At 64.2% G+C, this 23,934-nt stretch carries 22 protein-coding genes; 14 read left to right on the forward strand and 8 right to left on the reverse strand.

The window, feature by feature from the left end; genetic code table 11:
• Positions 1–19: 19 nt before the first annotated feature.
• Positions 20–1,507, reverse strand: coding sequence for a DEAD/DEAH box helicase (locus GXP34_06195; GenBank protein NOY55561.1), 1,488 nt, complete (start codon positions 1,505–1,507; stop codon positions 20–22).
• Positions 1,508–1,768: 261 nt separating this feature from the next.
• Positions 1,769–2,353: a TetR/AcrR family transcriptional regulator gene (locus GXP34_06200; protein ID NOY55562.1), complete on the reverse strand. Its 585-nt coding sequence runs from the start codon at positions 2,351–2,353 to the stop codon at positions 1,769–1,771.
• Between the two features lie 69 nt (positions 2,354–2,422).
• Between GXP34_06200 and GXP34_06205 the strand changes: the two genes are divergently transcribed.
• Entirely contained in the window at positions 2,423–4,729 is a 2,307-nt protein-coding gene (locus GXP34_06205) for an MMPL family transporter (GenBank protein NOY55563.1), read from the forward strand.
• A gap of 530 nt (positions 4,730–5,259) precedes the next feature.
• On the opposite strand, the gene merA is transcribed toward GXP34_06205, so the two are convergent.
• From merA to GXP34_06220, 3 genes are all read right to left on the reverse strand, one after another.
• Entirely contained in the window at positions 5,260–6,906 is a 1,647-nt protein-coding gene (gene merA / locus GXP34_06210; protein ID NOY55564.1) for a mercury(II) reductase, read from the reverse strand.
• A 55-nt stretch (positions 6,907–6,961) separates the two neighbouring features.
• Positions 6,962–7,336, reverse strand: coding sequence for a winged helix-turn-helix transcriptional regulator (locus GXP34_06215; GenBank protein ID NOY55565.1), 375 nt, complete (start codon positions 7,334–7,336; stop codon positions 6,962–6,964).
• A gap of 66 nt (positions 7,337–7,402) precedes the next feature.
• A complete protein-coding gene (locus GXP34_06220; GenBank protein ID NOY55566.1) occupies positions 7,403–8,020 on the reverse strand; it encodes a sigma-70 family RNA polymerase sigma factor in 618 nt (205 codons plus the stop codon).
• Between the two features lie 92 nt (positions 8,021–8,112).
• Between GXP34_06220 and GXP34_06225 the strand changes: the two genes are divergently transcribed.
• From GXP34_06225 to GXP34_06270, 10 genes are all read left to right on the forward strand, one after another.
• Positions 8,113–8,391, forward strand: coding sequence for a hypothetical protein (locus GXP34_06225; protein NOY55567.1), 279 nt, complete (start codon positions 8,113–8,115; stop codon positions 8,389–8,391).
• Positions 8,388–9,014 (forward strand): TlpA family protein disulfide reductase, encoded by a 627-nt coding sequence (locus GXP34_06230; GenBank protein ID NOY55568.1) that lies wholly within the window; start codon positions 8,388–8,390, stop codon positions 9,012–9,014. The genes GXP34_06225 and GXP34_06230 overlap by 4 nt, the downstream gene beginning before the upstream one ends.
• Positions 9,014–9,880 (forward strand): cytochrome c biogenesis protein CcdA, encoded by an 867-nt coding sequence (locus tag GXP34_06235; protein ID NOY55569.1) that lies wholly within the window; start codon positions 9,014–9,016, stop codon positions 9,878–9,880. The genes GXP34_06230 and GXP34_06235 overlap by 1 nt, the downstream gene beginning before the upstream one ends.
• On the forward strand, positions 9,628–11,247 hold the full coding sequence (locus GXP34_06240; protein NOY55570.1) for an FAD-dependent oxidoreductase: 1,620 nt from the start codon (positions 9,628–9,630) through the stop codon (positions 11,245–11,247). Before GXP34_06235 ends, GXP34_06240 begins: the two co-directional genes overlap by 253 nt.
• Positions 11,248–11,565: 318 nt before the next feature.
• Complete coding sequence (locus GXP34_06245; protein NOY55571.1) at positions 11,566–12,033, forward strand: hypothetical protein; 468 nt, start codon at positions 11,566–11,568, stop codon at positions 12,031–12,033.
• Complete coding sequence (locus GXP34_06250; GenBank protein NOY55572.1) at positions 12,030–12,221, forward strand: hypothetical protein; 192 nt, start codon at positions 12,030–12,032, stop codon at positions 12,219–12,221. Before GXP34_06245 ends, GXP34_06250 begins: the two co-directional genes overlap by 4 nt.
• Positions 12,188–13,435, forward strand: coding sequence for a hypothetical protein (locus GXP34_06255; protein NOY55573.1), 1,248 nt, complete (start codon positions 12,188–12,190; stop codon positions 13,433–13,435). The genes GXP34_06250 and GXP34_06255 overlap by 34 nt, the downstream gene beginning before the upstream one ends.
• Positions 13,436–13,619: 184 nt before the next feature.
• On the forward strand, positions 13,620–14,030 hold the full coding sequence (locus GXP34_06260; protein ID NOY55574.1) for a heavy metal-responsive transcriptional regulator: 411 nt from the start codon (positions 13,620–13,622) through the stop codon (positions 14,028–14,030).
• A 344-nt stretch (positions 14,031–14,374) separates the two neighbouring features.
• The gene (locus GXP34_06265) at positions 14,375–16,756 is read left to right on the forward strand and encodes a cation-translocating P-type ATPase (GenBank protein NOY55575.1); all 2,382 of its coding nucleotides are present in this window, start codon (positions 14,375–14,377) and stop codon (positions 16,754–16,756) included.
• A 414-nt stretch (positions 16,757–17,170) separates the two neighbouring features.
• The gene (locus tag GXP34_06270) at positions 17,171–17,773 is read left to right on the forward strand and encodes an isoprenylcysteine carboxylmethyltransferase family protein (protein ID NOY55576.1); all 603 of its coding nucleotides are present in this window, start codon (positions 17,171–17,173) and stop codon (positions 17,771–17,773) included.
• 185 nt (positions 17,774–17,958) lie between these two features.
• On the opposite strand, the gene GXP34_06275 is transcribed toward GXP34_06270, so the two are convergent.
• Genes GXP34_06275 through aroF form a run of 3 tightly spaced genes read right to left on the reverse strand, consistent with a single transcriptional unit; the run spans position 17,959 to position 20,901 of the window.
• Positions 17,959–18,768 (reverse strand): bifunctional chorismate mutase/prephenate dehydratase, encoded by an 810-nt coding sequence (locus GXP34_06275; protein ID NOY55577.1) that lies wholly within the window; start codon positions 18,766–18,768, stop codon positions 17,959–17,961.
• A complete protein-coding gene (locus GXP34_06280) occupies positions 18,765–19,814 on the reverse strand; it encodes a prephenate dehydrogenase/arogenate dehydrogenase family protein (GenBank protein ID NOY55578.1) in 1,050 nt (349 codons plus the stop codon). The genes GXP34_06275 and GXP34_06280 overlap by 4 nt, the downstream gene beginning before the upstream one ends.
• A complete protein-coding gene (gene aroF, locus GXP34_06285) occupies positions 19,807–20,901 on the reverse strand; it encodes a 3-deoxy-7-phosphoheptulonate synthase (protein ID NOY55579.1) in 1,095 nt (364 codons plus the stop codon). The genes GXP34_06280 and aroF overlap by 8 nt, the downstream gene beginning before the upstream one ends.
• Positions 20,902–21,177: 276 nt before the next feature.
• Between aroF and GXP34_06290 the strand changes: the two genes are divergently transcribed.
• From GXP34_06290 to GXP34_06300, 3 genes are all read left to right on the forward strand, one after another.
• Positions 21,178–21,723 (forward strand): DUF1697 domain-containing protein, encoded by a 546-nt coding sequence (locus GXP34_06290; protein ID NOY55580.1) that lies wholly within the window; start codon positions 21,178–21,180, stop codon positions 21,721–21,723.
• Between the two features lie 72 nt (positions 21,724–21,795).
• Entirely contained in the window at positions 21,796–22,503 is a 708-nt protein-coding gene (locus tag GXP34_06295; protein ID NOY55581.1) for a hypothetical protein, read from the forward strand.
• A 271-nt stretch (positions 22,504–22,774) separates the two neighbouring features.
• On the forward strand, positions 22,775–23,917 hold the full coding sequence (locus tag GXP34_06300) for a hypothetical protein (protein NOY55582.1): 1,143 nt from the start codon (positions 22,775–22,777) through the stop codon (positions 23,915–23,917).
• Positions 23,918–23,934 lie beyond the last annotated feature (17 nt).

The raw sequence follows: 23,934 nt of genomic DNA on the forward strand, positions 1-23,934 counted from the left end.
ATTCGGCGCCGGCGGGGTGTCAGTCGTAGTGGCGTTTTGGTTTGGCGAAGCGGACGGTGAGGTCCCGGCCGTCCAGCATCGAACCGTGCAGCGCTTCGATCGCGGTCCGAGCGGCCGGCTGGGGCATGTCGACGAAGCCGAATCCTTTCGAGCGTCCTGTCCGCCGGTCGGTGATGATGGTGGTTTGGTGGACTTCGCCGTAGCGTGCGAACAGCGTTTGCACGTCGTCGACGGTGGCTTCCCACGGTAGGTTCGCGATGTAGACGCTCGGCCCGCCGTCGCCTGGGTGATGCGGCTTCCTCTGGGGGCGTGCGTCCGGGCGCGTGGTCGGAGCTTGTCGCCTTGGCCCTACCGGCGCAGGCTCGCCGACCCGGTGCCCACCGTGGTTGAGCGCCTCGAGTCGGGGCGCCTCGATGGGTGCATGAAGGTCGAGGTCCCGTTGCATGCGGCGGACGTTCCGCTGCTGGTCGCCGGTCACGAGGCTGACGACCGTTCCGGTGGCACCGGCGCGAGCGGTGCGGCCCGAGCGATGCAGATAGTCCTTGGAGTCGCCAGGCGGATCGAAGTGGATCACCGAGGCGACCGCGTCGATGTGGATTCCTCTCGCCGCGACATCAGTGGCGATCAGCGCCTGGGAGCGACCGGACGAGAACGATTGGAGGGCCCTGGTCCGCTGGTTCTGGGAGCGTCCGCCGTGCATGGCGACTGCATTGATTCCCAGCTTGGAGAGCTGTTTGACGAGTCGGTCGGCACCGTGACGGGTACGGGTGAACACGATGGAGCGGCCTGCCGCCTCGATCAGGTCGGCGGTGTGCTGCACACGGTCGTGGTGTTGCACGAGCCAGAAGTGGTGCCGGACGTCGACCGTTTCGGGCTCCACCGTCCCCGCCTCGTGGCGGACAGGATCCCGCTGGTAATCGCGGCTCAAGACGGCCACGTCCCCATCGAGCGTCGCCGAGAACAACAGTGTTTGCCGTTGCTTCGACGTCTGATCGAGAATACGTCGCACGGCAGGGAAGAACCCCATATCGGCCATTCGGTCTGCCTCGTCGACCACGACGATATCGACCTTGCGCAGGTCCACGGAGCCTTGCTCGATGAGGTCCTCGAGCCTTCCGGGGGTTGCTACCAGAACATCGACGCCGCGCCGCAACGCGCCTTTCTGGGGACCGTATCCCACACCGCCATAGATGGCGAACACACGGCGGCCGACCGCCTGAGCCAGCGGAACGAGTTCGCGTTTGATCTGCTCGGCGAGCTCTCGCGTGGGAGCCAGGATCAGCGCCCGGGGCCGGTACGCGTTCGCCCTGTCCACCTTGGTGAGCAGCGGGAGGCCGAATGCGAGGGTCTTGCCGGATCCGGTCGGTGCCCTGCCGGACACATCTTTGCCGGCGAGAGCATCGGGGATCGTGACTGTTTGGACGGGGAAGGGTTCGACGATGTTGCCCTTGGCGAGTGCGCGCACGAGCGTGTCGGGTAGCCCAAGTTGGGCGAACGTGGTTGTCATGATGACTCCTGGTCCCGAAGGGGAAGATAGGTGAATGTGCCGATCTCTCGCTCGACCGCGCGGCGCCCATCGCCTACGGGATCGAGAGTCGGCCGAAGAGGCAGTCCAACCGTATGAGAAACAAGCCGTGTAACCACCGGGGAAGCGACTATACGCTGGCCTCCACCCGGTGCGGCCTGTGCAACGATAGCAGGGATTCGGGGTTGCACGGCCGGCCGCTCCAGCCGGATGCATTCAACGCGGGCACGTGCCCGCCGACGGTCACGTGGCGAGAACCGGTGCCAGGGTGCTCGTGACGAGATGATCCACGTAGGTGTCGGTGATCTCGTCGTGGTACAGGAGCCGCCGGAGGTAGAGGGGGCCGATCAGACGGTCGGCGAGCAGGTCGATGTCTGCGCCGCGGACGATCGATCCCTCTTCGAGACCGATGTGGAGGAGATCCCTCAGCAACTTCGGTCCGAACGCCGTCATCCGCTCGAGCGCGGCAAACACGTCCTCGTCCCATTCGGCAAGGCTGATCATTGCCGTGACGATCTGTCCGCTGTCACCGTTGAGAGCGGCAGCGAACGTCCGCAGAAGTCCGGTCACCCGATCGGAGATGGGGAGGTTCGCCGGAGGAGGGGCCGGGTGGAGGTCGGCTCCCCGGCGCAGGAGGTCGAGGAGGATATCGGAGCGGTCGGGCCAGTGGCGGTAGACCGTGGCCCTGGCGACACCGGCCGCGTCGGCGACCCGCAGGTGGGTCACCGCTTCGGGGCCGTGTTCCGAAAGCAGCCGACGGGCCGCATCGAGCATGAGGCGGCGAGTGCGTTGAACCTGCGGGTTGGTCCGGCGTTCAGAGCTGGGCATGTGGTACCTCCACATACATGATATGGTCTGTCTCGCTTAAGTCAGTTTGTCTCATTTGGGGAGTTCTTCATGCTCACACGCCTCGGTCGGTTCGCCGCGTCCCATCCGTGGCGATTCATTGCCGCCTGGCTCTTGACGGTAGCCGTGCTCGTCGGCACCGTCCTCGGCGTGGGACAGGCCTTCACTTCCAGCATCACTGCTCCAGCGTCGGAGAGTAGTGAAGGTCTGGGCATCCTCGCGACCGAGTTTCCGCATGCAGGAGGCGATCCGGCGACGATCGTGTTCCGGGCCGAACAGGGTGTCGACAATTCGGATGTGCGAACAGCGATGTCCGAGCTCTTCGAGAGAACGAAGCAGATCGAGGGCGTCGTCAACGTCGTCAGCCCGTACTCACCGATCGGGGACAGCCAGATCTCGACGAGCGGCGAGAGCGCGGGAAAGATCGCTTATGCACAGCTCGTCCTGGATGCGGCCACCACGACTGGCGAAGGTGCCAGGATTGGGGAGGAGATCATATCGATGGCCCCCGAGATCGACGGGTTCGAGTTGGCTCTCGGCGGTGACGTGTTCCGCCATCGCGAACCTCCGAGTTCGGAGACTCTCGGCCTGGCGTTCGCCATGTTCGTATTGATCGCGGCGTTCGGATCCGTGCTCGCAATGGGCCTCCCCGTCGCGACGGCACTCGCCGGGGTGGGAACCGGCGTGCTGATCACGGCGCTGGTGAGCAACATCATCGAGATGCCCGACTTCGCCGCGACGATCGGCATCATGATCGGCCTCGGGGTCGGCATCGACTATGCGTTGTTCATCGTTACTCGGCATCGGGAGTACCTCGGCCGCGGGATCTCCGTTGTCGACTCGGCCGCGGCTTCGCTCAACTCCGCGGGTCGCGCCGTGCTGTTCGCCGGTGTCACCGTCGTCGTCTCGCTTCTCGGTATGTTGCTGATGGGCGTCTCGTTCATCACAGGTCTCGCCGTTGCCGCATCGACGACCGTGCTGGTCACGATGGTCGCGTCGGTCACCCTGCTTCCCGCCCTCATCGGTCTTGGAGGGCATCGCATCGAGGTGACACGCCGCGGTGGCCTGCTCGCCTCCGTGCTCGTGGCGACCGCCCTGATCGGCGTGGCACTCGACATCCCGGCGCTCAGGGCAGCACTCATTCTCGCCATTGCCGCCGTTATCGCAGGGCGCTTCTGGGGACCGCTCAAGAGGCGCGTCGTGATCTCGTCCGGCAAACCCATCGAAGAGACCGCCTTCTACCGGTGGAGTCGCTTCGTCCAGCGCAGAGCAGGAATCATCACCGTGATGGGCATCGTCGTGCTCGCCATCGTTGCCATTCCCGTCCTCTCCGTTCAGCTCGGGTTTGCCGACGCGAGCAACGATCCTGTGGGGACGACGACACGGGAGGCTTCCGATCTGCTCACCGAAGGCTTCGGGCCGGGCGCGAATGGGCCGTTGCTTCTCATCGGCGAGTTGTCGAGGGGGATAGATCTCAAGGCACTCCAAGGTGTGACGAACACGCTCGGGGAAGTGGACGGGGTCGCCCGGGTGTCCCGGCCCATTCTCAACGACCCACGGCAGCCGACCGCCGTCCTTTGGCAGGTGATTCCCGAGACTTCACCGCAGGATGAGGCAACCACCGATCTCGTTCACGATCTCCGCGACGACGTCATCCCGCAGATCGACCGGACGGTGGGGACCGATCTCAGGGTCACCGGGCCGGTCGCCGCGAATCTCGACTTTTCCGAGTACCTGTCTCGGCGGATCTGGTACTTCTACGGGGCCGTCCTGTTCATCTCGTTCCTGTTCCTCATGGGGGTGTTTCGCTCGGTGCTCGTTCCGGCGAGCGCGGTCGTGATGAACCTGCTCGCGATCAGCGCCGCCTACGGCATCGTCGTAGCGGTGTTCCAGTGGGGATGGGGCGGCGGACTCCTGGGCATCGCTCCCGGTCCGATCGAGCCATTCATCCCGATGATGCTGTTCGCTATCGTCTTCGGGCTCTCGATGGACTACGAGGTGTTCCTGCTGACCCGTATTCGTGAGGAGTACGACCGACACGGTGACAACAGCGCGGCCGTGTCCGACGGATTGACCGTCACGGCGCGGGTCATCACGGCGGCGGCACTGATCATGGTCTTCGTTTTCGGCAGCTTCCTGCTCGAGGACACCAGAACGGTCAAGATCCTCGGGCTGGGTCTCGCCGCAGCGGTCGCCATCGACGCGACCCTGGTGCGGATGCTGCTCGTGCCCGCCACGATGGAGCTGTTCGGAAAGAAGAACTGGTGGATTCCCCGCCGGCTCGACCGTATGCTTCCAAACCTGGTCGTCGAGCCCGAACAAGTGGAATCGCAGGCACGCCAGGAGTCTGCCGAGTGACGCCCACACCTGGCACACGGCACTTGGTGTTCCGTGCTGCAACCTCCGACCGAAAGGCGAGGGGTGACCGCCGCTGCTGTTGCCGGGGGCTTCGAATGGTCGCGGGACGCAGTAAACGGTCCCGGATCACCCTGACCCGATCCGGTGAGGGGTGTCGGGTTGCTCTGTGTCGATGGGCGATCGAGGGTCCGCAGGATGTGTGCCAAGCAGTACGGGCCCACTCCCCGGACGAAACGGGCCGAAGTGAGCATTCGAGTCTCGGGTATCGTCCTCGCCACGGACGGCACCCGTGCTGCCGGCCGGTCGTGGCCGCGGACACCCGTGGTCGAAATGCATCCCGCAAACCACGTCCTGAAACGGATGGTCGCCTCCCCAGGGAGGCGACCATCGGCTCTTTGAGCGGTTTAACGTCCTGCTCAGGACCCGATTCTGCAGCCGTCCGAACAGTGGGCTACGCGAGGTACCGTGAAGCGCTTCATGCGGTCTCTCCTTTCTTGGTCATCATCATTCATTATCCCACAGCATAGGCATCATGCAGCACAACAAGACAGGTTTCTGACGTCCTTGTTGAAGGTCTGGGCGGCGAGTTTGAGCGCCTCGGCCATCGTCAGATACGGGTGGAACATTCCGGCGATCTCATCGACCGTTGCGTGGTAGTGCATCGCCACGACCGCCGCCTGAATGACGTCACCGGCTCCCTCCGCCAGCATATGTGCGCCGAGCAACTCTCCGGTCGACTCATCGGCGACGAGCTTGATCACTCCGGCGGTGTCGCGGTTCACCAGCGCCCGGGGCACGGAATCGAGGGGAAGGATCGACGTCACGACCGGGCGTCCGGTCTCCCGCGCCGCCTCTTCCGTGAGGCCGACCGAAGCAATCGGAGGGCTCGTGAATGTGACACGCGGCATCGTGCGGAGGTCGATCGCGCGTCCCGCAGCGCGCAGCGCGTTCTCTGCGGCGATATTGCCGGAGGCGGCGGCGACGTAGACGAACTGCGGGATGGTGGTGACGTCGCCGGCTGCCCACACCGCCGGGTTCGAGGTGGCGAAGCTCGCATCGACGACGATTGAGCCGTGCTTGTCGGTTCCAACATCTGCAAAGTCGAGCCCAAGGTTCGCCGTGTTGGCCCGACGGCCCGTGGCGATCAGAAGCCGGTCGGCTTCCAGACGCGCGCCGGTGCCGCCGGTCTCGATCTCGAGCCATGTCCGGTCTCCGTCTGTGCCGGCGCGCCGTGCCACGGCATTCTCGTAGACCTGTCCGCCATCACTGACGAGGTTCCCGCGCAGCAGGTCGGAGATCTCGGGTTCTTCGAACGGGGCGATCCGGTCCAACGCTTCGACCCAAGTGACCTTCGACCCGAGATGGGCGAAGAGCTGTCCGAGCTCGAGACCGATGGCATTGGCGCCGACGACGATCAGTTCCTCTGGCAGTTCCGTCAGCTCGAGAGCGGTCGTCGACGTCAGATAGTCCGTATCGTCGAGACCCTCGATCGGTGGCACCCACGGGGAGGCTCCTGTCGCGATGAGGTAGCGACCGGCTGTAATCGGTCGTCCATCGACCTCGACGGCATTTGGGCCGGTGAAGCGGGCGGTTCCTCTGATCAGATCGATGTCATAGACGTCGAGAAGATCGACGTACTTCTCCTGCCGGAGGACTCCGACGAGTTCATCCTTGGCTGCGATGAGGACGCCAAGGTCGAGATCACCGGCGAACGTCGCGACTCCGGCGAACGGCGAGTGGCCGGCCTGGTGGTAGAGCTCCGCAGGTCGTAGCAACGCCTTGGACGGCACGCAACCGACGTTCACGCAAGTGCCGCCGATGGTGCCCTTCTCGGCGATGGCGACGGACGCTCCGAGATCCCTCGCCTTGATCGCTGCGGCGAACGCCGCCGAACCCGAGCCGATGATCAGCAGGTCGTAGTCGTCGTCGCCCGAGGCGGTGATGTCCGCCGGCTCGTTGTCGGATGTGGAGACGGAGACGATCTCGTAGGTGGTCCCCTCCAGCGCATCGGTCGCCTTCGTCACGTCGAACGAACCTGTGTCGATTCCGGTTGCGAGCCCACGGCGCCAGTCGACTTCGAGATCCGTCAGGCCTGCCGAGGCAAGCACGCTCCCAACGTGGTGTTCGCAGCTGTCGCAGGTCATCCCCTTGACGCCGAGGGTGATCTTGGTACTCATTGTCTTCTCCGCTCGTGGTCGTAAGACAGAGTACTCAGATATTGTGTTAATGCAATCAGTCCTGGTTCATAGGTTGTTCGGTCATCACGATGCGGCACGACCCGATATCGCCAGTGGTCGTGTCGAGGAATCCTTTGCCGAGATCGAGCAGAGCGACAACTCGCGCGTTCGTAACCCGGTACTCCACGATACGGCCGCGCCGTACGCTTTCGAGGTATCCGCACCACTCGAGGCACGCGAGATGTTGTGAGACGCGTCCCTGGGAGAGGCCGACTTCTTCGACGATCTCCTTTTGGCTTCGAGGGCCTTTCAGGAGAAGCTGAAGAATGCGGATCCGGGTTGCGTCACCGAGCCCTCGGAAGATGCGGGCGATGAGTTCCTCGTCGGGGAGCGGAACCGGGGTTGCTTCGATGATGGCTGGTCGTCCCATGAAGTCTCCGATCGTTGTTGCCGGGGAGATATCGACGATAGCGCATACGTTGTTGGGGCGATGGGCTCACACGACCGTGCTGCCGGTGACGGCGTAGGTGCCCGGTCCGCAACGTGGGCATGCGATCTGTTGGGCGAGGGCCGACTGCAACTGTCGGCGAGCACGGCGAAGCCTGGCTTTTACAGCGTCTTCGGAGATTCCGAGACGTGTCGCGGTTTCGGCGGTCGAGAAGCCCCAGCCGAGGCGAAGAACGACGACGCCGGCCTGTCCCTTGGGTAGTTCATGAATGGCCAAGGCGGTCCGGCATCCCAGTATCGAGATATCGAAGGCATCGGCAGGCCGGCTTGCACCGGGAATGTCTTCGGGGATGGCATCGGACGAACAGGTGGGAGGTTTCCTTCTGCGTCTGACATCGAGGCAGGTATTGCGTGCCACCGCGAAGATCCATGTGCCGATCGTCGAGTCACCTCGGAACCGAGGGATGCCTCTGAGGATGCGCTCGTTGATCTCCTGGATGGCGTCCTCGCTTTCTCCGGGTGACACCATTCGGTGTGCACACCTCCAGAGTCGCTCTTGGTAGCGGCTCAACAGTTCACCGAGCCAGTCGCGGTCGTCATAGAGCGCCGCGGCCGTGAACTGTTCGTCCGTCAGTGTCGTCCAATTCGGCCTGGGAGTCGTGGCCATGGTGATCGTTGGCTCCGGTAGGTTGCTGACGCGTCGATAATATTGTAGTGAGCGAATGTTATATTGCCGGAGCCCGATGAGATACGGAGGTCATGCCCGTGACGAACAGGTCTTCGTCCCGGCCGCGTTCGAGACAGGACGCGGCGGCGAGAGCCGGTGGTGTCGGTGGGGCGATCGCCTTGGCGTTGTGCTGTGGGGGCGCTCTGCTGGCCGCGGCATTGGGGCTCGGAGCGGTCGCTGCGTTTCTCATCGCTCCGTGGTTCATCATTCCTGTGGTCCTCTTGGCCGCAGGGATCGCCTACCGACGTTCGGTGAGACGCAAGCCGACGTGTGAAGTTCGACCGACTGCTCAGGAAAGGAAGCGGCGATGAGTGAAAAGCAGAAGGCCCGGCGGCAACGCCGTCGCGCCGAACGAGCCGCCGGCGGTGGCGGAGCGAGCCGGAGATGGTGGATAGTCGGCGGCATCGGCGTCGTCGTGCTCGTAGCGGTCTCTGTGGCGTTCGCGTTGTCCCGGAGTCCGCAGGCGTCGACAGGGCCGAGTCCGCAGGCGTCGACAGGGCCGAGTGCGGCGGCGTCGACAGGGGCGAGTGCGGCGGCCGACGTGGTGCTGCAGGATTTCGAGGGCAACCCCGTGACCATATCGAGTCTGGAGGGCCGGCCTCTTGTCATCAATTTCTGGGCCTCGTGGTGCCCGGCATGCTTCTCTGAGATGCCGAGTCTCGAGAAGGTCTACCAGGCCCATCGCGATTCGGTCCAGTTCCTCGGCATCAATCTCGGTAATGACATCGAAGCGGCCATGAGCGTCGTCGAGCAGACCGGTGTCACCTATCCACTGGCGAGGGATCCGCAAGGCGAGACGTATGCCGAGTTCGGAGGCTATGGGATGCCGACAACGGTTTTCCTGGATGGGGATGGGCGCGTGATCGAGCTCTACACCGGTGAGCTCACGGTCGATGAGCTCGAAACCCGGATCGTCAAGTACTTCGAGAGCTGATGATCCTCACTGCAGCACTTCTGTTCGCGTTTGTCGCCGGCATGGTCGCCACCGTCAACCCGTGCGGATTCGCGATGCTGCCCGCGTACGTGTCCATGTTCCTCGGTGGCAACGAAGGCGACGAAGCCCCTCCCGGCGTTGTGACGGGACTTCGAGTCGGCTTCTCTGTCACAGTCGGTTTCTTGGTGTTGTTCAGTGCCGTCGGTCTCCTGGTATCGGCGGGTCTCCAATGGATGCTCAGTTTTGTGCCGTGGGTTGCGTTGGTCATCGGCGCATCGCTCCTTGGGATCGGCATCGCGGTGATACGCGGGTATCACCTCACCGCACGAGTCATCGGCATGAAGAAAAGGCAAGGCCGATCGTTTCTGGCCATGGCAGGATTCGGTGTTGCGTTTGGAACGGCGTCGATCTCGTGCACGCTTCCGATCTTCCTTGCAGTCGTCGGCCTTTCGGCAAGAACTCCGAGTCTTGTGTATGGCTGGTCGGTCTTCGTTGCCTACGCCGTGGGTATGGGTGTCGTGCTGGCCGCCATCGCCGTGGCGCTCGCGACATCCCGCCAGGTTCTCGTGACACGTATGCAGAGGATTCTTCCGTACGTTGAACGAATCGGAGGATGGTTACTCGTCGCATCGGGTCTCTTCATCATGTACTACTGGGCGATATCGCTGTTCGTCAAGCCCGGTCAGGACTCGATCCTCTACCGGCCGATCTTCTACGTGGGAGGAGTCTCGGCGTGGTTCACGAACAGCATCGGGAATACGCCGATACGCTGGGCCGGCGGCTTCGTCGCCGTGATCGTCGCGATCGGCGTTGCCGAGGCCATCCGCGTTCGGCGGCGCCGTCGAGCCAAGGAGATCGCATCGTGACCGAATCCACAGACGTCGACACGATCGTCATCGGCGGTGGAATGGCCGGTCTCCCGTTCGCGCTGCGTGCCGCTCGGCGGGGTTCGACGGTGCTCATCGAAGGTGATCTCCTCGGAGGTACCTGTCTGAACCGGGGATGCATCCCGACCAAGACGATGATCCACTCTGCCAAGGTCGCGCATCTGGCGCGGCGCGCCGACGAATTCGGGATCGACGTGGGACCGGTTTCTGTCGACCTGGGCCGGATCGTCGACCGCAAAGATGCGATCGTCGAAGCCGTCAGGAATGGGTCGTATCGGGCGGCGGAGCGAGCGACGAATCTCACGCTTGTCGAGAACTGGGCCCGGTTCGTGGGACCGCACGCCGTCGAGGCCGGAGGGGCCGTGTACCGGGCCGCCCGGATCGTGATCAACACGGGCGCTCGTCCAACCGTGCCCGATCTGCCGGGGATCGGCGAGGTGCCGACTCTCGACTCGACGGCCGCGTTGGATCTTCGTGAGGCGCCGGAGCATCTGATCGTGATGGGCGGCGGCTATGTGGGCTGTGAGTTCGCCCAGATGTACCGCAGATTCGGATCTCGGGTAACGGTGGTCCATCGCCGATCGCGTCTGCTTCCAGCCGAGGATCCCGAGGCCTCCGAAGTCGTCGAGCGTGTGTTCCTGCGTGAGGGCATCGAGTTGTTGCTCGGCGAGGAACCCACCGCGGTACGCGCGGCAAACGGCTGCATCGAGCTGTCCGTCGGTGGACGTGATGTCGGGGCGTCGCATCTCCTCGTGGCGGTCGGGAGAACACCCAACACGTCACGGCTCGGCCTCGAGATACCGGGTGTGGCGGTCGATGATGGGGGATTCATCGTCGCCTCCGAACGGTTCGAAACGTCGGCTGCCGGTGTCTACGCGATCGGCGATGTGATCGGACCACCACTGTTCACGCACTCGGCGAGAGACGACGCAGCGCTTCTCGCGCGACATCTGTTCAACGGAGAGGACATCACGACGTCGACACGACTGGTCCCACATGCCGTGTTCACCGACCCCGAGGTCGCCACATTCGGGATGACGCACGCCGAAGCGGAGACACGGTACGGCGAAGCGGCAGTGGGGGTCGAGAACTTCCGCGGCGTGGCCAGAGCGAAGGCGATCGGTGAGACGGACGGGTTCGTCAAGATCGTCACCAGGCCCGATCGAGTGATCGTCGGAGCCACGATCGTCGGACCCGATGCCGGGAACCTCATCCACGAACTCGTCGTCGCCGCGTACGCGGGGCTCACCGTCGACCAGGTGCGCAACGCGATCCACATCCATCCCACGCTGGCAGAAGCGGTGAACGCCGCCGCCGGAGGGGTCCACCGACCAACAACGGCGTGATGGCCGATCGGCGGACCTGCCGCGACGACACGGGGCGTCGTTGCCGGTGTCGGTCCGAAGGGGTCGCCCTACGGTCGGGGCACACCATGGGTTCGTGCACCTCGAGGATCCTGCCGGGGGTATGCCGTTCGGTGATCGGTGCGATCCGAGTAGTCCGGTGACACGTTTTCTCGGGCCTGGGGACACCGGGCGAGACCAACTCCTCCGCCTCGGTCGACGGAATGTCGGATCGTGAACGGAATTGTGTCGTCCGGAGCGACACGTTTCCGCCCGACCTTCGACTCAATCGTTGGGACCATACACAAAGGAGGTGGCCCCATGAGTTGGTTGAAGAAGAACACCAAGACCGAGCGGAAAGCATCGGCTCCTGCCCCCGCATCCCAGGGTGGACAAGCCGGCATGGACCAGATGGTTCGGATGCTGGCTGCCGCGCCGGAGGATCGGCGGACAATGATGCTCGGAGATCGCCTCGCCGTGTTCGCCGGTCAAGACGAAGCGTCTCGCGAGCGCGCCATGAAGGGGATGCTCGCCGCAGCGTTGCAGCTTCCCGAAGACGGCTACCGGAAGATCGCCGCGTCACGCTTCAAGGCGTTGAACGGGCTCGATGCCGATACCCGGATGACGCTGATGAAGTCGCACGCCGCCGTGGTCAAGTCGTTGCCGGCCGACCAGCAGCAGAGGGAGATGAAAACGATGAAGCAGATCGTCTCCGCCCTGCCGGAAGCCGAACGTGGCCGGATGATGGCCATGATGCAGAACCTCGGGCTGATGGGAGAGGCGGGATGAGCACGCCGGCGAAGTTCATCGCCGCCTATCTCGGAGTCCTCGTCTTGATGCTGACCTGGTGGTCGACGCTCAGGGCGTCGGGGTCGGTCGGGCAGATTTGGCTCGTCGTGGCAGCGTACGGTGCGCTGCTCGCCGTGTGGGGTGTCCTGGTGCGGTGGGGACGATCACAGGAAGAGGGGACGAAGTGACCGTCGACTGGCCGGCGATCGTCGGTGTGAGCCTCATCAGTGCCGTCTTGACACTCATGCTCTTCCCGTTCGCCGAACGGAAGGACTACCTGAAGAGCCGGCCACCATCGTTCATCGCCGGGGTGCTGTTCATGCCGTTGTTCGTCGCGATTGCCGTCATGCTGCAAACGGGCTGGGCCGATGCCGCCAAGGCAACGGTACTGGTCGTTCTCTTCCTCGGGTTCTGGGCATCGGCCGCGTGGCTGGTGCGCACCCCGATCGAGGGTGCCTATGTTCGTGGCCTCGAGTTCGGGCCGGGTCTGAACTTCCGGCCAGATCTCATCCTGCCCGGCGGAGTGATGTTGGTGAAGGGCATCATCCTCACCGGGGTGGGGACGTTGATCGCCGTTCAGGGCGTCTTCGGGCTGCCGAAATGGAGCTGGTCGGGGTTCATCCTTGCGTTCATCGGCATCATCACGATCATCCCCATCCGGGGAATGGCCAAGATGATCGCTCGAAGAGAGCGGTTCCTCGGCAACGACCCGCGCTGGCAGGTACCGGTGCGCTGGGCGCTGCTGGTCGGTGGCCTTGCGGTCCTGCTCTACGGTTTTCTGAGCGCGTTCATGGGAGGGACGCCCTTCGTCGATCTCCTCCCGAAGGCCGAGCTTTCCTGGCTCTCGGTCATCCTCCTCGTTGCCTCGTCCGCGTCGCTGTGGATCCGGGAAGTACGGAAGGCGAATCTCCTCGAGGGAACCGAGACCATGGCACAGCGGTTCGCATCGAACCTGTGGCTGTACCTGTCCGTCCTCGCCTACATGTATGGATTCATCGTGCTCTTCATGGGCACGTATATGTACCCACACCCGGGAACGAATCCGTGGGGTGTGGTGCTCGGAGCCGGGTTGTTCATTGCGGGGCTGTCGCTGATGATCGGGTTCCGGCCGTTCGCGACCAGGAATGAGCTGAGCGGGACGATCGGCATCATGGTCGGGATGCTCGCGGCCCTCGAGAAGGAGGAGCGATGGAAGATGATGATGAGTCGCATCCGCACCATCGCCGCATATCCGACCATCCAGTGCACCTGGCATGTCGGCACCATGGCCTCGGCTCTCGATGGGTTGTCGACGGTCGATCGGGAGCGTGTCGAGACGACTCGCAACGAGGTGATGATGTCGCTGTCGAGTCAGGAACGGCAGGCGATGATGATCGCCATGGATCGACTTCGGGTCGCCTGAGGCGCGTGTTGCCCGACGTGTGACACGGGCGCTCTTGCACGTGGACGAGTGCGCCACGCCGTACCGATTCATCGTTCCGAGAATGTACTTGACCTTCAAGTTGCTCGAAGGTGTACGGTCGGTGTCGTCGGCGTGCACCGACGGGAGATTCGGCCGGAGAGTCGGGATAGCAGGTGGTGGTGAGATGAGAATCGGCGAGGTTGGGAAGGCGGTGGGGGTGGGTCCGCCGACGATCCGTTATTACGAGTCGGTCGGGGTGCTGCCGGAGCCGGAGCGGACCCCGTCGGGCTATCGCTCGTACTCGGTGGACGATGTGGAGCGACTGCGGTTTGTGACGTTGGCGAGGTCGTTGGGCATCGGGTTGGACGATATCCGCGAGATTCTGGGTCTGCGAGACCGGGGTGAGGCTCCGTGCCGGTATGTCCGTGCCGTGTTGGATCGTCAGGTGGATGCCGTTGCGGAACGAATCGGCCGGCTCGAGACCTTGTCTGAGGAGCTTCGCCGGTTGCAGCGACTGGCTCGCACACTTCCCGATATCGACTCGGATGATCCCTGCGTGTGTCACATCCTCCAGCCTGCCGGGGCACGGCACTGACCGTGCGTGGAACGACGGCAACGACAGTCCCCGACGACTTGGACGTGAGGGGCAGATGGCGGCAGCGGCATCGATGACGTTCACGGTGCAGGGGACTGCACGGGATCCGCAGACAGCCTCGGATCTGCGCCGAGCCATCTGGACGGTGTGATCCGGGCCCGAGCCGGCTACGACGGTGCCGGGTGGAGGTGCGTTTCTACCCGGACCGGGTGTCAAAGGACGTCGTTCGAGGACGGATCCGAGCCTCGGGTTTCGAACCCGATTGAACAAACGAGATGACAGAGATGGCCGACGGATCCACAGACCGAAACACCGACATCGAGGGCGCACAGGCTGTGTTCCGGATGAAGATCGGTGGCATGTCGTGCTCGTTCTGTGCGTCGACGATCAACAAGGCCTACGGGCGGATCGACGGTGTGTATGAGGTGGGCGTGTCGTTGGCCCATGAGGAGGGGCTGGTCAGGTACGACCCTTCCAAGGTGACGCCGGAGAAGTTGCGCCGCACGCTGGAGGAACTGGGCTACACGTATCGGGATCCGGAGAAGGTGCGAAGCTTCGACGAGGACGCCGACGAGCTTCGCCGTGAGCGGGGCCGGTTGATCGCCGCGGGGAGTTTCGCCGTGGCGAGTCTGCTGCTGATGTTGTTCGGCCGGTGGCTCGATCTCGTCGAGATCCCGCTGATGCCCTGGCTGTTGTTGGCGTTGGCGCTGAACACGATGTTCGTCACGGGCTGGTTCATCAAGAAGATGGCATGGGCGTCGCTGCGCCGTGGCATTCTGAACCAGCACGTGCTGTTGGAGTTCGCCGCGTTCGCCGGGATCGCCGGCGGCTTGATGGGTCTGTTCGTGTTGAACGATTTCCCGGTCGGTGACTTCTTCGCCGCCGCCACTCTGGTCACCACCTATCACATTCTGTCGCACTACTCGTCGCTGGTCGTGCGCACGCGCGCATCGCAGGCGGTTCGCCGTCTCATGGCGCTACGTCCCGATACCGCCCGGGTGATCCGTAACGGTGAAGAGAGCGAGACACCGATCGACGGCGTGGTCTCAGGCGACCGTGTCCGCATTCGACCAGGTGAGTCGATCCCGGTCGACGGAATCGTCGTGGACGGGCTCTCGGCGGTGGACGAGGCGCTCGTGACCGGCGAGTCGATTCCTGCAGAGAAGGGTCCCGGCGACGACGTGATCGGCGGATCCATCAACCAGACCGGCACCCTCGTCGTGCAAGTGACTCGGGTCGGCGAGGACGCGTTCCTCTCTCGGGTGGGGCGTTTCATCGACGAGGCCCGAAGCCTCCGCCCCGGCGTGCTGCAGATCGTCGACGTCGTACTCCGTTACTTCGCACCCACCGTGCTCATCCTTGCCGCCGCCGGATTCGCGATCTGGACCGTTGCACCGGCTCTTCTCGGAGACGGACCGAACTGGAATCGTGCATTCCTTGCCGGGCTCGCCACTTTGGTGATGGGGTACCCTTGCGCGTTGGGGATGGCCACACCGTTGGCCACTATTCGCGGCGGTGGCGAAGCAGCCCAGCGGGGGATCCTGATGCGATCGGGTGAAGCATTCCAGGTGATGGGTGACATCGCCGTCATCGTGTTCGACAAGACCGGCACGATCACTCGAAGCGAACCCACCGTGAATACCATCGTGCCGGCCGATGGCGTCAACGAAGAGGACGTGCTGCGGATGGGCGCCTCCATCGAGATGAACAGCGAACACCCTCTCGCCCGCGCCGTCGAAGGCGCCGCCGAGAATCAGGACCTCTCCCTGGTCGAAACCGATGCCTTCGAGTCCCACACCGGATACGGCGTGGAAGCCATCGTCGAAGGCGCACGCGTTCTCGTAGGGAAACCGACCTGGCTCATCACAGAAGGTATCGATCTCACACCGCTCGACACCGACCGGCGGCGCCTCGAAGAAGCAGGCCAGACCGTCATCGCCGTTGCTCGCAGCGGACGGCTTCTCGGACTCGTCGGCATCGCCGACAACAGCAAAGACGACGCCGCCCAAACCATCCAACGAATCAAGGACGCCGGCATCACCCCGGTCATGATCACCGGTGACAACCATCGCACCGCGCGAGCCGTCTCCACCCAGGTCGGAATCGACGAAGTACTTGCCGAGGTCCTCCCCGACGAGAAAGCCGCCGAGATCCGCCGGCTCCAGGACGACGGGACACGAGTGATGATGGTCGGTGACGGCATCAATGACGCTCCCGCCCTCACCCAGGCGGACATCGGCGTCGCCATCGGTGCCGGAACCGACATCGCCATCGAGTCCGCGGACATCGTCATCATGAGTGACCGGCTCGGTTCCGTGATGGACGCCCACGAGATCGGCGTGTCCTCCTACCGCAAGACCAAACAGAACCTGGCGCTCGCGTTCGGCTTCAACGGAATCGGAATCGCCGCTGCGGTCACCGGCCTCGTCAGTCCCGTCTGGGCAATGATCGCCATGATCTCATCGGTCACCGCGGTGCTCGCCAACTCGTTCGGAGGCCGGTTTCTCCGTGGCGAGGCACGCAACAGCCGATACGAATCCTTCAGCCGAGACAGTCACCATCAGAGTCCCGATCGGCACGACGCGACCAAAGGCGGCGCACCTCACATGTTCGACCATGAGGGTCTGCTCGAACTTCGCCTGGACGGGCAAACGGTACGCTTCTGGGCCACGCTCGCCGTAGCGATCACGGCCATCACGCTTCTCGTCGGCGTCTGGTCGACTTGAGACGGGCCTTCCGATCTTCGCGGGAGCCGGCCTGTGCAATGGATGAGACGAGATCGCAGCAGATGTGGGCCGCGACGTGCCGCACGATGACCCCGATCCGTTGCGGCGCTACGCACGAAAGCCCGGTCGGGGTAATCCGCGACGCGATGGGCGCTCCGCAGGCGCCCGTCGCTTCGCTTTCCACCGATCAAGACGACGAATGAGTCCGCCGCATGAGCCTCGCCTCCCGCCCACATCCGGCTTCTGGACGCCGAGCAGACGACCGGGAGCCTGGGGGCGAAGGGGGGCCGGTGACGCTCGAACCAATCTGTCGAAACGGCGACGCGAGGCCGAAACGGCATCTTCCACACGGCACGTCGCAGGACAAGCTCCTACTGTGGCCGTGATCCGAGGACGGGATGAGGTGAGATCGCGATGTGGCTCTACATAGTCTTGGGTGTGTCCATCGGCTTGTGGCTGGCGTTGGGGATATACGTCTTTTCCGAGATCAAGACGACCTACGAGGCGAAGGGCACGTTCTCGAACAGGCTTCTCTACACCTGGTACGGCATGTGGGTGTTTCATCACCTTCCGGTGGTCTTGGCGTCCTGGTTTGCCGTCTGGGCGATACCGGTCGACAAGACGCTCGCTCAGATTGTCGGTCTGGTTCTGTTCGTGATCGGACTCGTACTCTTGCCGATGGGGATGATCGAGTTTCGTTCGCTGCGGAGGTCGACCGGGCAGGATATCTCGAAGCTCGTCACCTCCGGGATCTATCGATGGAGCAGGAATCCGCAGTTCGTCGGCTGGTCGTTGATGCTGTTGGGAGTATCGATCTTCGGGCGTTCGGGATTCGCCCTGGCGCTCACGTTCGTGTTCATGGTCGTTTTGCATCTGTACACCGTGCGGCTGGCGGAGCCGTATCTCGAGAATGTGTACGGAGATGAATACCGTCGGTATCTGTCCAACGCTCCGAGATACATCGGGATACCGAAAGAACCTGGGAGATCACCTGATCGGGCAACCGGGGGCAGATGATCCGCCTGTTCGGAGCACGGCAGGGTGCCGGAACGGGCGCACGTGACGGCGTCCTGCTGCATACTCCGAGCAAGCACGCTGGAGGGGTTCCGAACACGGGGCCGGGACATGGTCTGGGCAATCCCGCAGTCGGTGTCGGCTGTGGCCGTCGTGGGGGGGTGTCTGTCCGGCGCCTTGCCTCGGGATCACTTCGCCGCCCGGTAGGTGCCGAGGATGTGGAGATCGTCGATCGAGTGCGGGGGCGGGTCCAGGATCCGTGCCAGCCCGACCGGTCCCGGCTCGTGCAGCAGATCCACGTAGAAGCGATAGGACCAGGCAGTTCTCCCTGGCCTGGACTCGATGCGGGTCAGGTTGGCACCGCGCAGCCCCAGTTCGGTGAGAGCCAAGGCCAACGCGCCGGGGCTGTGCGCGGTCGAGAATGAGATCGAGCTCTTGTTGTCGTCTGGTCTGGCGCACGGCGCCCCGGGGGCGAGGGCCACGAACCGGGTGGCGTTGTGGTCACGGTCGACGACGTCGGAGAGCAGGACGCTCAGCCCGTAGCGCCGATGCGCGTCGGGAGGGGCCAGGGCAGCCTGTGTAGGGTCACGGTCCTCCGCGACCAGGCGCACGGCGCCGGCCGTATCGGGCACGGCGACCGGCTCCCATCCGCGGACGGTCAGTGTCTCACGGGCCTGAGCCAGCGCCTCGGGATGCGACAGCACGCGACGGATGTCGCAAGGTTGCGCACCAGGAAGACCGATGAGGGCGTGGCGTACCCGTCCGTAGTGTTCGGCCACGATCGACGCATCGGCGGCGTCGAGTCTGTCGAGGACTTCGAGGATGCTTCCCGTCGTCGAGTTCTCGATGGGAACGACCAGCACGTCGACGTCGGCGTCGACGAGGGCGGCGAAGGCCTCGGCGAACCCGTGCAGCCCCACCGCTTCGGCGTCCGGATACAGGTCCGTCACGGCCTGGTGGCTGTAGGAGCGTTCCTCTCCCTGGTATCCGACCTTCATCGTTCGTCACCTCTGATTCGTGCCACGGTCAACGCTTCGGCATGCAACGCCCGGCACAGGGCCGGAATGTCGTCTTTGCGCACGAACACCTGCAGCAGGCCACCGCCGCCATGAGGGGCGTGACGAAGTTGCAGGTCGCGCACGTCTACTCGGCTGTGCTCCAGCGCCCGGCCGACCGCGGCGAGTTCGCCTGGTCGGTCCAGCAGTGAGATCTCGATCGCGGCTACCGCCGGGTGAAGTCTCTCTTGGAGCCGGCCCGACTCGGCCAACGCCGCGGTGACCTCTACGTGCGCCTCGGCCTTGAGGAGATCTGCCCACCGTTGCAGTCTGTGACCGAATCGTTCGATCGTCTCGATGGCAAGCTGTCGGTTCGCAGCAAGCAGATCGGACCACAGGCCGGGATCGGAGGCTGCCACCCGGGTGAGGTCGCGAAAGCTGCCACCGACGAGGGAGAGGTCTCCAAGTTCTGCCGCGGCTTGCGCGATCAGCGTCGAGGCCAGCAACTGTGGCAAGTGGCTGACCACGGCGATCGCCCGATCGTGCTCGTCTGCAGACATCCGCACCGGATTGGCTCCGAGTTGTCTCACGATCTCTTCGACTCGTTCCATGTCGTCGGAATCGGCTCCATCGGTGGTGAGGATCCAGGTTGCTCCATGAAACAACACAGGTGTGGCGGCGGCTGGGCCACTCACTTCTCGTCCCGCCATCGGATGGCCGGGCACGAAATGGCGGAGATGGGCTCCGGCGGCGATCACGGGGGTCTTGACACCGGCGACATCGGTCACCAGCACGTCGGTCGAGAGTTTTCGCAGCGTTCCAGGAACCGCCTGCGGCGGCCCGGCCAGAATGAGCAGGTCCAGATCTTCGGAGACGACGTCGTTCTCGGAGACGGCGATGCTGGCGACCGCACCTCGCTCGTGCGCCGCCTGCAGCGATGCGAGATCCGGGTCCCATCCGATGAGGTCCCATCCTGCTGCGGTCAAGCCGAGTCCGATCGACGAGCCGATCAGGCCGGTGCCGAGAACCCCCGCCGTGGGCCTACGCACCAGTCCGACTCCTGCCTGCCGCTGCCGCGAGCGGTGTGAGCGAGTGACGCTGCGCTCTGCGGGATTGGTGCAGAATCGTTTCGAACAGTGCCCGCACCACCTGAGGGTCGAGTCCGGAGCCTTCCGCCTCCGCAGCCAGGCCTGCGAGGATTTCGGCTTCGCGACCGGGACTGTGCAGGGGCAGGCCGCGAGCCATTTTGGCTTGGCCGATCTCGAGCGAACGAGAGAGTCGCTGAGCGAGAAGGCGGAGGATCTGGCGGTCGATCCGATCGATATCCTCTCGAACCGAGACGATACCGAGTGCCTCCATGAGCTGCTCGAAACCGGCGGCGTCGAGCTGTTGTGGACCGTCGGACAGGGCCCGGTCCGGTTCTGGATGCACTTCGACCATCATGCCGTCGGCTCCGACGGCGCGTCCGGCGAGCGCGAACGGCATGATCAGGTCTCTGCGGCCCGAAGCATGGCTCGGGTCGATGGTCACCGGCAGGTGACTGATGGCCTTTACGACCGGGACCGCTCCGATGTCGAGTGTATTCCGGGTGCTGGTCTCGAACGTTCGGATGCCGCGTTCGCACAGGACGACCTGGGCGTTTCCGCCATCCAGGATGTATTCGGCGGCGAGGAGCCACTCATCGACGGTGGCGGCCAGCCCACGCTTGAGGAGAATCGGCTTGCCCGAACGAGCGACCGCGCGCAACAGAGCGAAGTTCTGCATGTTTCGGGAGCCGACCTGAAGCATGTCGACGTGGCTTGCCACGAGGTCGACGTCGGCCGGTTCCATCACCTCCGAGACCGTCGGCAGGCCCGTCCTCCGCCCGGCCTTCTCGAGGATGCGAAGACCTTCCGGGCCGAGACCCTGGAACGAGTATGGGGAGGTCCTCGGCTTGTAGGCACCGCCGCGCAGCATCGAAGCGCCACCGCGGGCGACGATCCCGGCGGTTCGCATCATTTGCGCCTCGCTTTCGATGGCGCAGGGACCGGCGATCACGGGGTAGGAGCCGTCGCCGAATTGCACGGGGCCGACTCGAACCACGGTCGTGGTCGAGTCTTCATTGCGATGACTCTTCAGTGCTGGCTGGCTGCTCATGGTCTCCGGTCCTCTCTCAGGGGACCACGGCTCCGGGAATCAAGAAACCCGGAGCCGTCGGCTCCGGGTTGAAGGGGTTGTGTCGTGTGCCTACCTAGTGGCGCGTTCCCTTCACCCGGGCCTCGGGCCCGGCGTAAAAGAACGTAAAGACGTAGGTGGCTCTCATCTGACGAGGAGCATAGCCACGTCGCGGCGGAGAGCCAAGGAGTTCTTGTCGCGGCGCTTCCCATCACGGGGGCTCCCGGTCTTTGACCGAGCCGGGGGTAGCCTTGCACAGTGGCTACGTTCATCGCCCTGCTCCGCGGGGTCAACGTCGGCGGGCACAAGAGGGTCCCGATGGTGAGCTTGCGTGAAACCCTTCACAGGGCTGGGTACACGAACGTGGTCACGTACATCCAGTCGGGCAATGTCGTCTTCGATGCAGACGAGAATGGTCCGGACGCTCTGGCCAAGTCGATCGAGGCTGCTCTCACGTCCAAGTTCGGGTTCGACGTTCCGGTGATCGTCCGCACTTGCGACGAACTGGCCGCCGCGGCCAGTGTCAACCCCTATGTCGGTGTCGTCGACGACGCCCAGATCGGTATCGCCTTGCTGAAGCGAGTCCCCACAATCGACGACCCGATCGATCCGGCTGTGCACCGGCCAGACGAGTTCACGCTCGTCGGCCGCGAGGTGCACTTGCACTGCCCCAACGGGTTCGGAAGAACGAAGCTCACGAACGCCTACCTGGAAGATGCGCTGGGAGTCGTCGCCACGACCCGCAACGTGCGAACCGTTCGCAAACTGCTTGGACTGAGCGACCGCCGGAAGTCTGCCGAGTAGTGCCAGTGCGTAGATCGGCGGCTGTGCGCGTCAGTCGCGTGTTTCGGACTTCGTGCTTCGTATCGCGATGAGGTGATCCGTGACTTCCCCGAAGACCCCGTGCCGGATGACGCCCGGGTCCTCACCGCCCGATTCGGCAGCGTCATCTTCATCGACGTGTACGTGGTCAACGGCCGGGACGTCACCGACCCGACGTACCAGGTCAAGCTCGAATGGCTTGCCGCGTTGCGCCGTTGGATGACCGACACCTTTGACCTGAACGACGAGCTCGTCGTCGCCGGAGACTTCAACATCGCCCCGGACGAGCGTGACGTCTGCGACCCGGCCACGTGCGCCGGCCGCATCCACTGCTCCGAAACGGAACGCGCCGAGCTGCGGTGGTTCCTGGACCGGGGGTTCGTCGACCTTCTCCGCCTCCACAGCGAAGGCGCCGGCCGGTACAGCTGGTGGGACTACCGCGGCGGGGGCGTTCCATCGTGGCTGGGGCTCAGGATCGACCTTGTCCTCGGCACCCGACCGATGGCCGACCGCTGCGTCGAGGTGCGGATCGACCGCAACGAACGGCGCCCGACCGCCGGTGAAGGCAAGCCCGGCGATCATGCACCGATCATCGCGAAGTTCCGGCCCCAGGAGCTTGTGGTGGGTGCCCGGTACTCGGACCGAGACCTCCCGATGCTCGCATGCCTCGGCGTCGAGCCGGTGGTGAGCGTCGAGGCTGTGCAGCAGCAGGCCAAGCAGCTCCTGTCACGACGTTCCGATATCGGGACGGACGCCCTGTGACTACGGAAGGCATTCTCGATCGCTGTGGGAAGTGGGCTCGGGCGGCTGCGACAGGGCGAGGGGAGAACCGGCGTCCCGGGTCTGGTTGGCTCCTCGATCAGGTAGTTTTGTACGTGAGAGGCGAATCAGATGTGCGAAGAGTGAATGTGGCGTGTGACCGCAGATTCACCGGCGTTGGGTGAACAGAGGGTTCCACAGGAGCGTATGGCTCGTCAAGGTGTCGCCGAGCGCCCGACCGACTCCGAAGTGCACCAAGAAGAGGAGGCTTTCAGTGGACATCATCAACAGGGACATGTTCGACGCTCTGGTCGAATCGACGGCATCGCCCGCGGTGTCGATCTACATGCCCACGCATCGTTTCGGGCCCGAGATTCAACAAGATCCGATCCGTTTGAAGAACCTGCTCCAAGCGGCCCATCGGAGGCTCGTGAGCGATGGTGTGCGGGCGCCGGAGGCAGAAACACTGCTTCGCCCCGCCGCCGAGCTGAGTGATGATCCCAGCTTCTGGCAGCATCAGGAGGACGGATTGGCCCTGTTCCTCGCGCCGGATCGGTTCGACTCATACCGACTCCCTGTGGCGTTTCGAGAATTGGTGGTGGTAGGCGAGACGTTCCATGTCAAGCCGCTGTTGCGGGTGATGAGTCGGGGTGAGCGCTTCTATGTGCTGGGGCTCAGCCAACAGCGGGTGCGGCTGCTGCGGGCATCGAGATATCGGGTGGGTGAGGTCGACATCAAGGACGAGGTCCCGGAGAGCCTGGCCGAGGCACTCTGGTTCGAGGATCCCGAACGTCAGCTCCAGTTTCACCAGTCGGCACGGCAAGGAGAGGGAAGGCTGACGGCTACGTTCCACGGTCACGGGATGGGGAAAGAGACCTCATACAAGCGACTCGAGCGGTTCTTCCGGGCCGTCGACCAAGGGATCGGCCAGCTCATCGAAACCGATGCTCCCCTCGTGCTGGCCGGTGTCGAGTACCTGCTTCCCATCTATCGCCGTGTGAGCGAGCATCCCACGATCCTCGATGGCGAGATCACCGGGAACCCCGAGGAGCTCACGGCCGAGGAACTCCATCAGCGGGCATGGAGTATCGCCCAACCGTTCTTTCGGAAGGAGCGGGATGCAGCCGCCGAGTCGTTCGCGACAGGCGTGAATCCGACCGAAACCACCATCGAGGCCATTCTGCCCGCCGCATCCCTGGGACGAGTGGCGGCCCTGTTCGTTGCAGAAGACGCCATCGAGTGGGGGGTGGCGGACCTTCCGACATCCGTGGAACGGCACGATGAACGTCAGCCCGGAGACCGCGATCTGCTCGATCTTGCCGTCGCAGAGACCTGGCGGCACCGAGGATCGGTCTACCTGGAGCCCACTTCGGAGGTCCCGGGCGGTGGGGCGGTTGCCGCCGTGCTCAGATACTGAGACCGGCCTCGCGCGCC

This window comes from Actinomycetota bacterium, assembly GCA_013152275.1.
Classification (GTDB): Bacteria; Actinomycetota; Acidimicrobiia; order Spongiisociales; family UBA4744; genus BMS3Bbin01.

Excerpts from the sequence above, each read along its gene's own strand:
- GXP34_06225 (NOY55567.1), top strand. The coding sequence starts at position 8,113 with ATGCCCGTGACGAACAGGTCTTCGTCCCGGCCGCGTTCGAGACAGGAC.
- GXP34_06220 (NOY55566.1), bottom strand. The coding sequence starts at position 8,020 with ATGGCCACGACTCCCAGGCCGAATTGGACGACACTGACGGACGAACAG.
- GXP34_06245 (NOY55571.1), top strand. The coding sequence starts at position 11,566 with ATGAGTTGGTTGAAGAAGAACACCAAGACCGAGCGGAAAGCATCGGCT.
- GXP34_06205 (NOY55563.1), top strand. The coding sequence starts at position 2,423 with ATGCTCACACGCCTCGGTCGGTTCGCCGCGTCCCATCCGTGGCGATTC.
- GXP34_06215 (NOY55565.1), bottom strand. The coding sequence starts at position 7,336 with ATGGGACGACCAGCCATCATCGAAGCAACCCCGGTTCCGCTCCCCGAC.
- aroF (NOY55579.1), bottom strand. The coding sequence starts at position 20,901 with ATGAGCAGCCAGCCAGCACTGAAGAGTCATCGCAATGAAGACTCGACC.
- GXP34_06240 (NOY55570.1), top strand. The coding sequence starts at position 9,628 with ATGGTTACTCGTCGCATCGGGTCTCTTCATCATGTACTACTGGGCGAT.
- GXP34_06275 (NOY55577.1), bottom strand. The coding sequence starts at position 18,768 with ATGAAGGTCGGATACCAGGGAGAGGAACGCTCCTACAGCCACCAGGCC.
- GXP34_06260 (NOY55574.1), top strand. The coding sequence starts at position 13,620 with ATGAGAATCGGCGAGGTTGGGAAGGCGGTGGGGGTGGGTCCGCCGACG.
- GXP34_06270 (NOY55576.1), top strand. The coding sequence starts at position 17,171 with ATGTGGCTCTACATAGTCTTGGGTGTGTCCATCGGCTTGTGGCTGGCG.
- merA (NOY55564.1), bottom strand. The coding sequence starts at position 6,906 with ATGAGTACCAAGATCACCCTCGGCGTCAAGGGGATGACCTGCGACAGC.
- GXP34_06195 (NOY55561.1), bottom strand. The coding sequence starts at position 1,507 with ATGACAACCACGTTCGCCCAACTTGGGCTACCCGACACGCTCGTGCGC.
- GXP34_06250 (NOY55572.1), top strand. The coding sequence starts at position 12,030 with ATGAGCACGCCGGCGAAGTTCATCGCCGCCTATCTCGGAGTCCTCGTC.
- GXP34_06200 (NOY55562.1), bottom strand. The coding sequence starts at position 2,353 with ATGCCCAGCTCTGAACGCCGGACCAACCCGCAGGTTCAACGCACTCGC.
- GXP34_06235 (NOY55569.1), top strand. The coding sequence starts at position 9,014 with ATGATCCTCACTGCAGCACTTCTGTTCGCGTTTGTCGCCGGCATGGTC.
- GXP34_06265 (NOY55575.1), top strand. The coding sequence starts at position 14,375 with ATGAAGATCGGTGGCATGTCGTGCTCGTTCTGTGCGTCGACGATCAAC.
- GXP34_06230 (NOY55568.1), top strand. The coding sequence starts at position 8,388 with ATGAGTGAAAAGCAGAAGGCCCGGCGGCAACGCCGTCGCGCCGAACGA.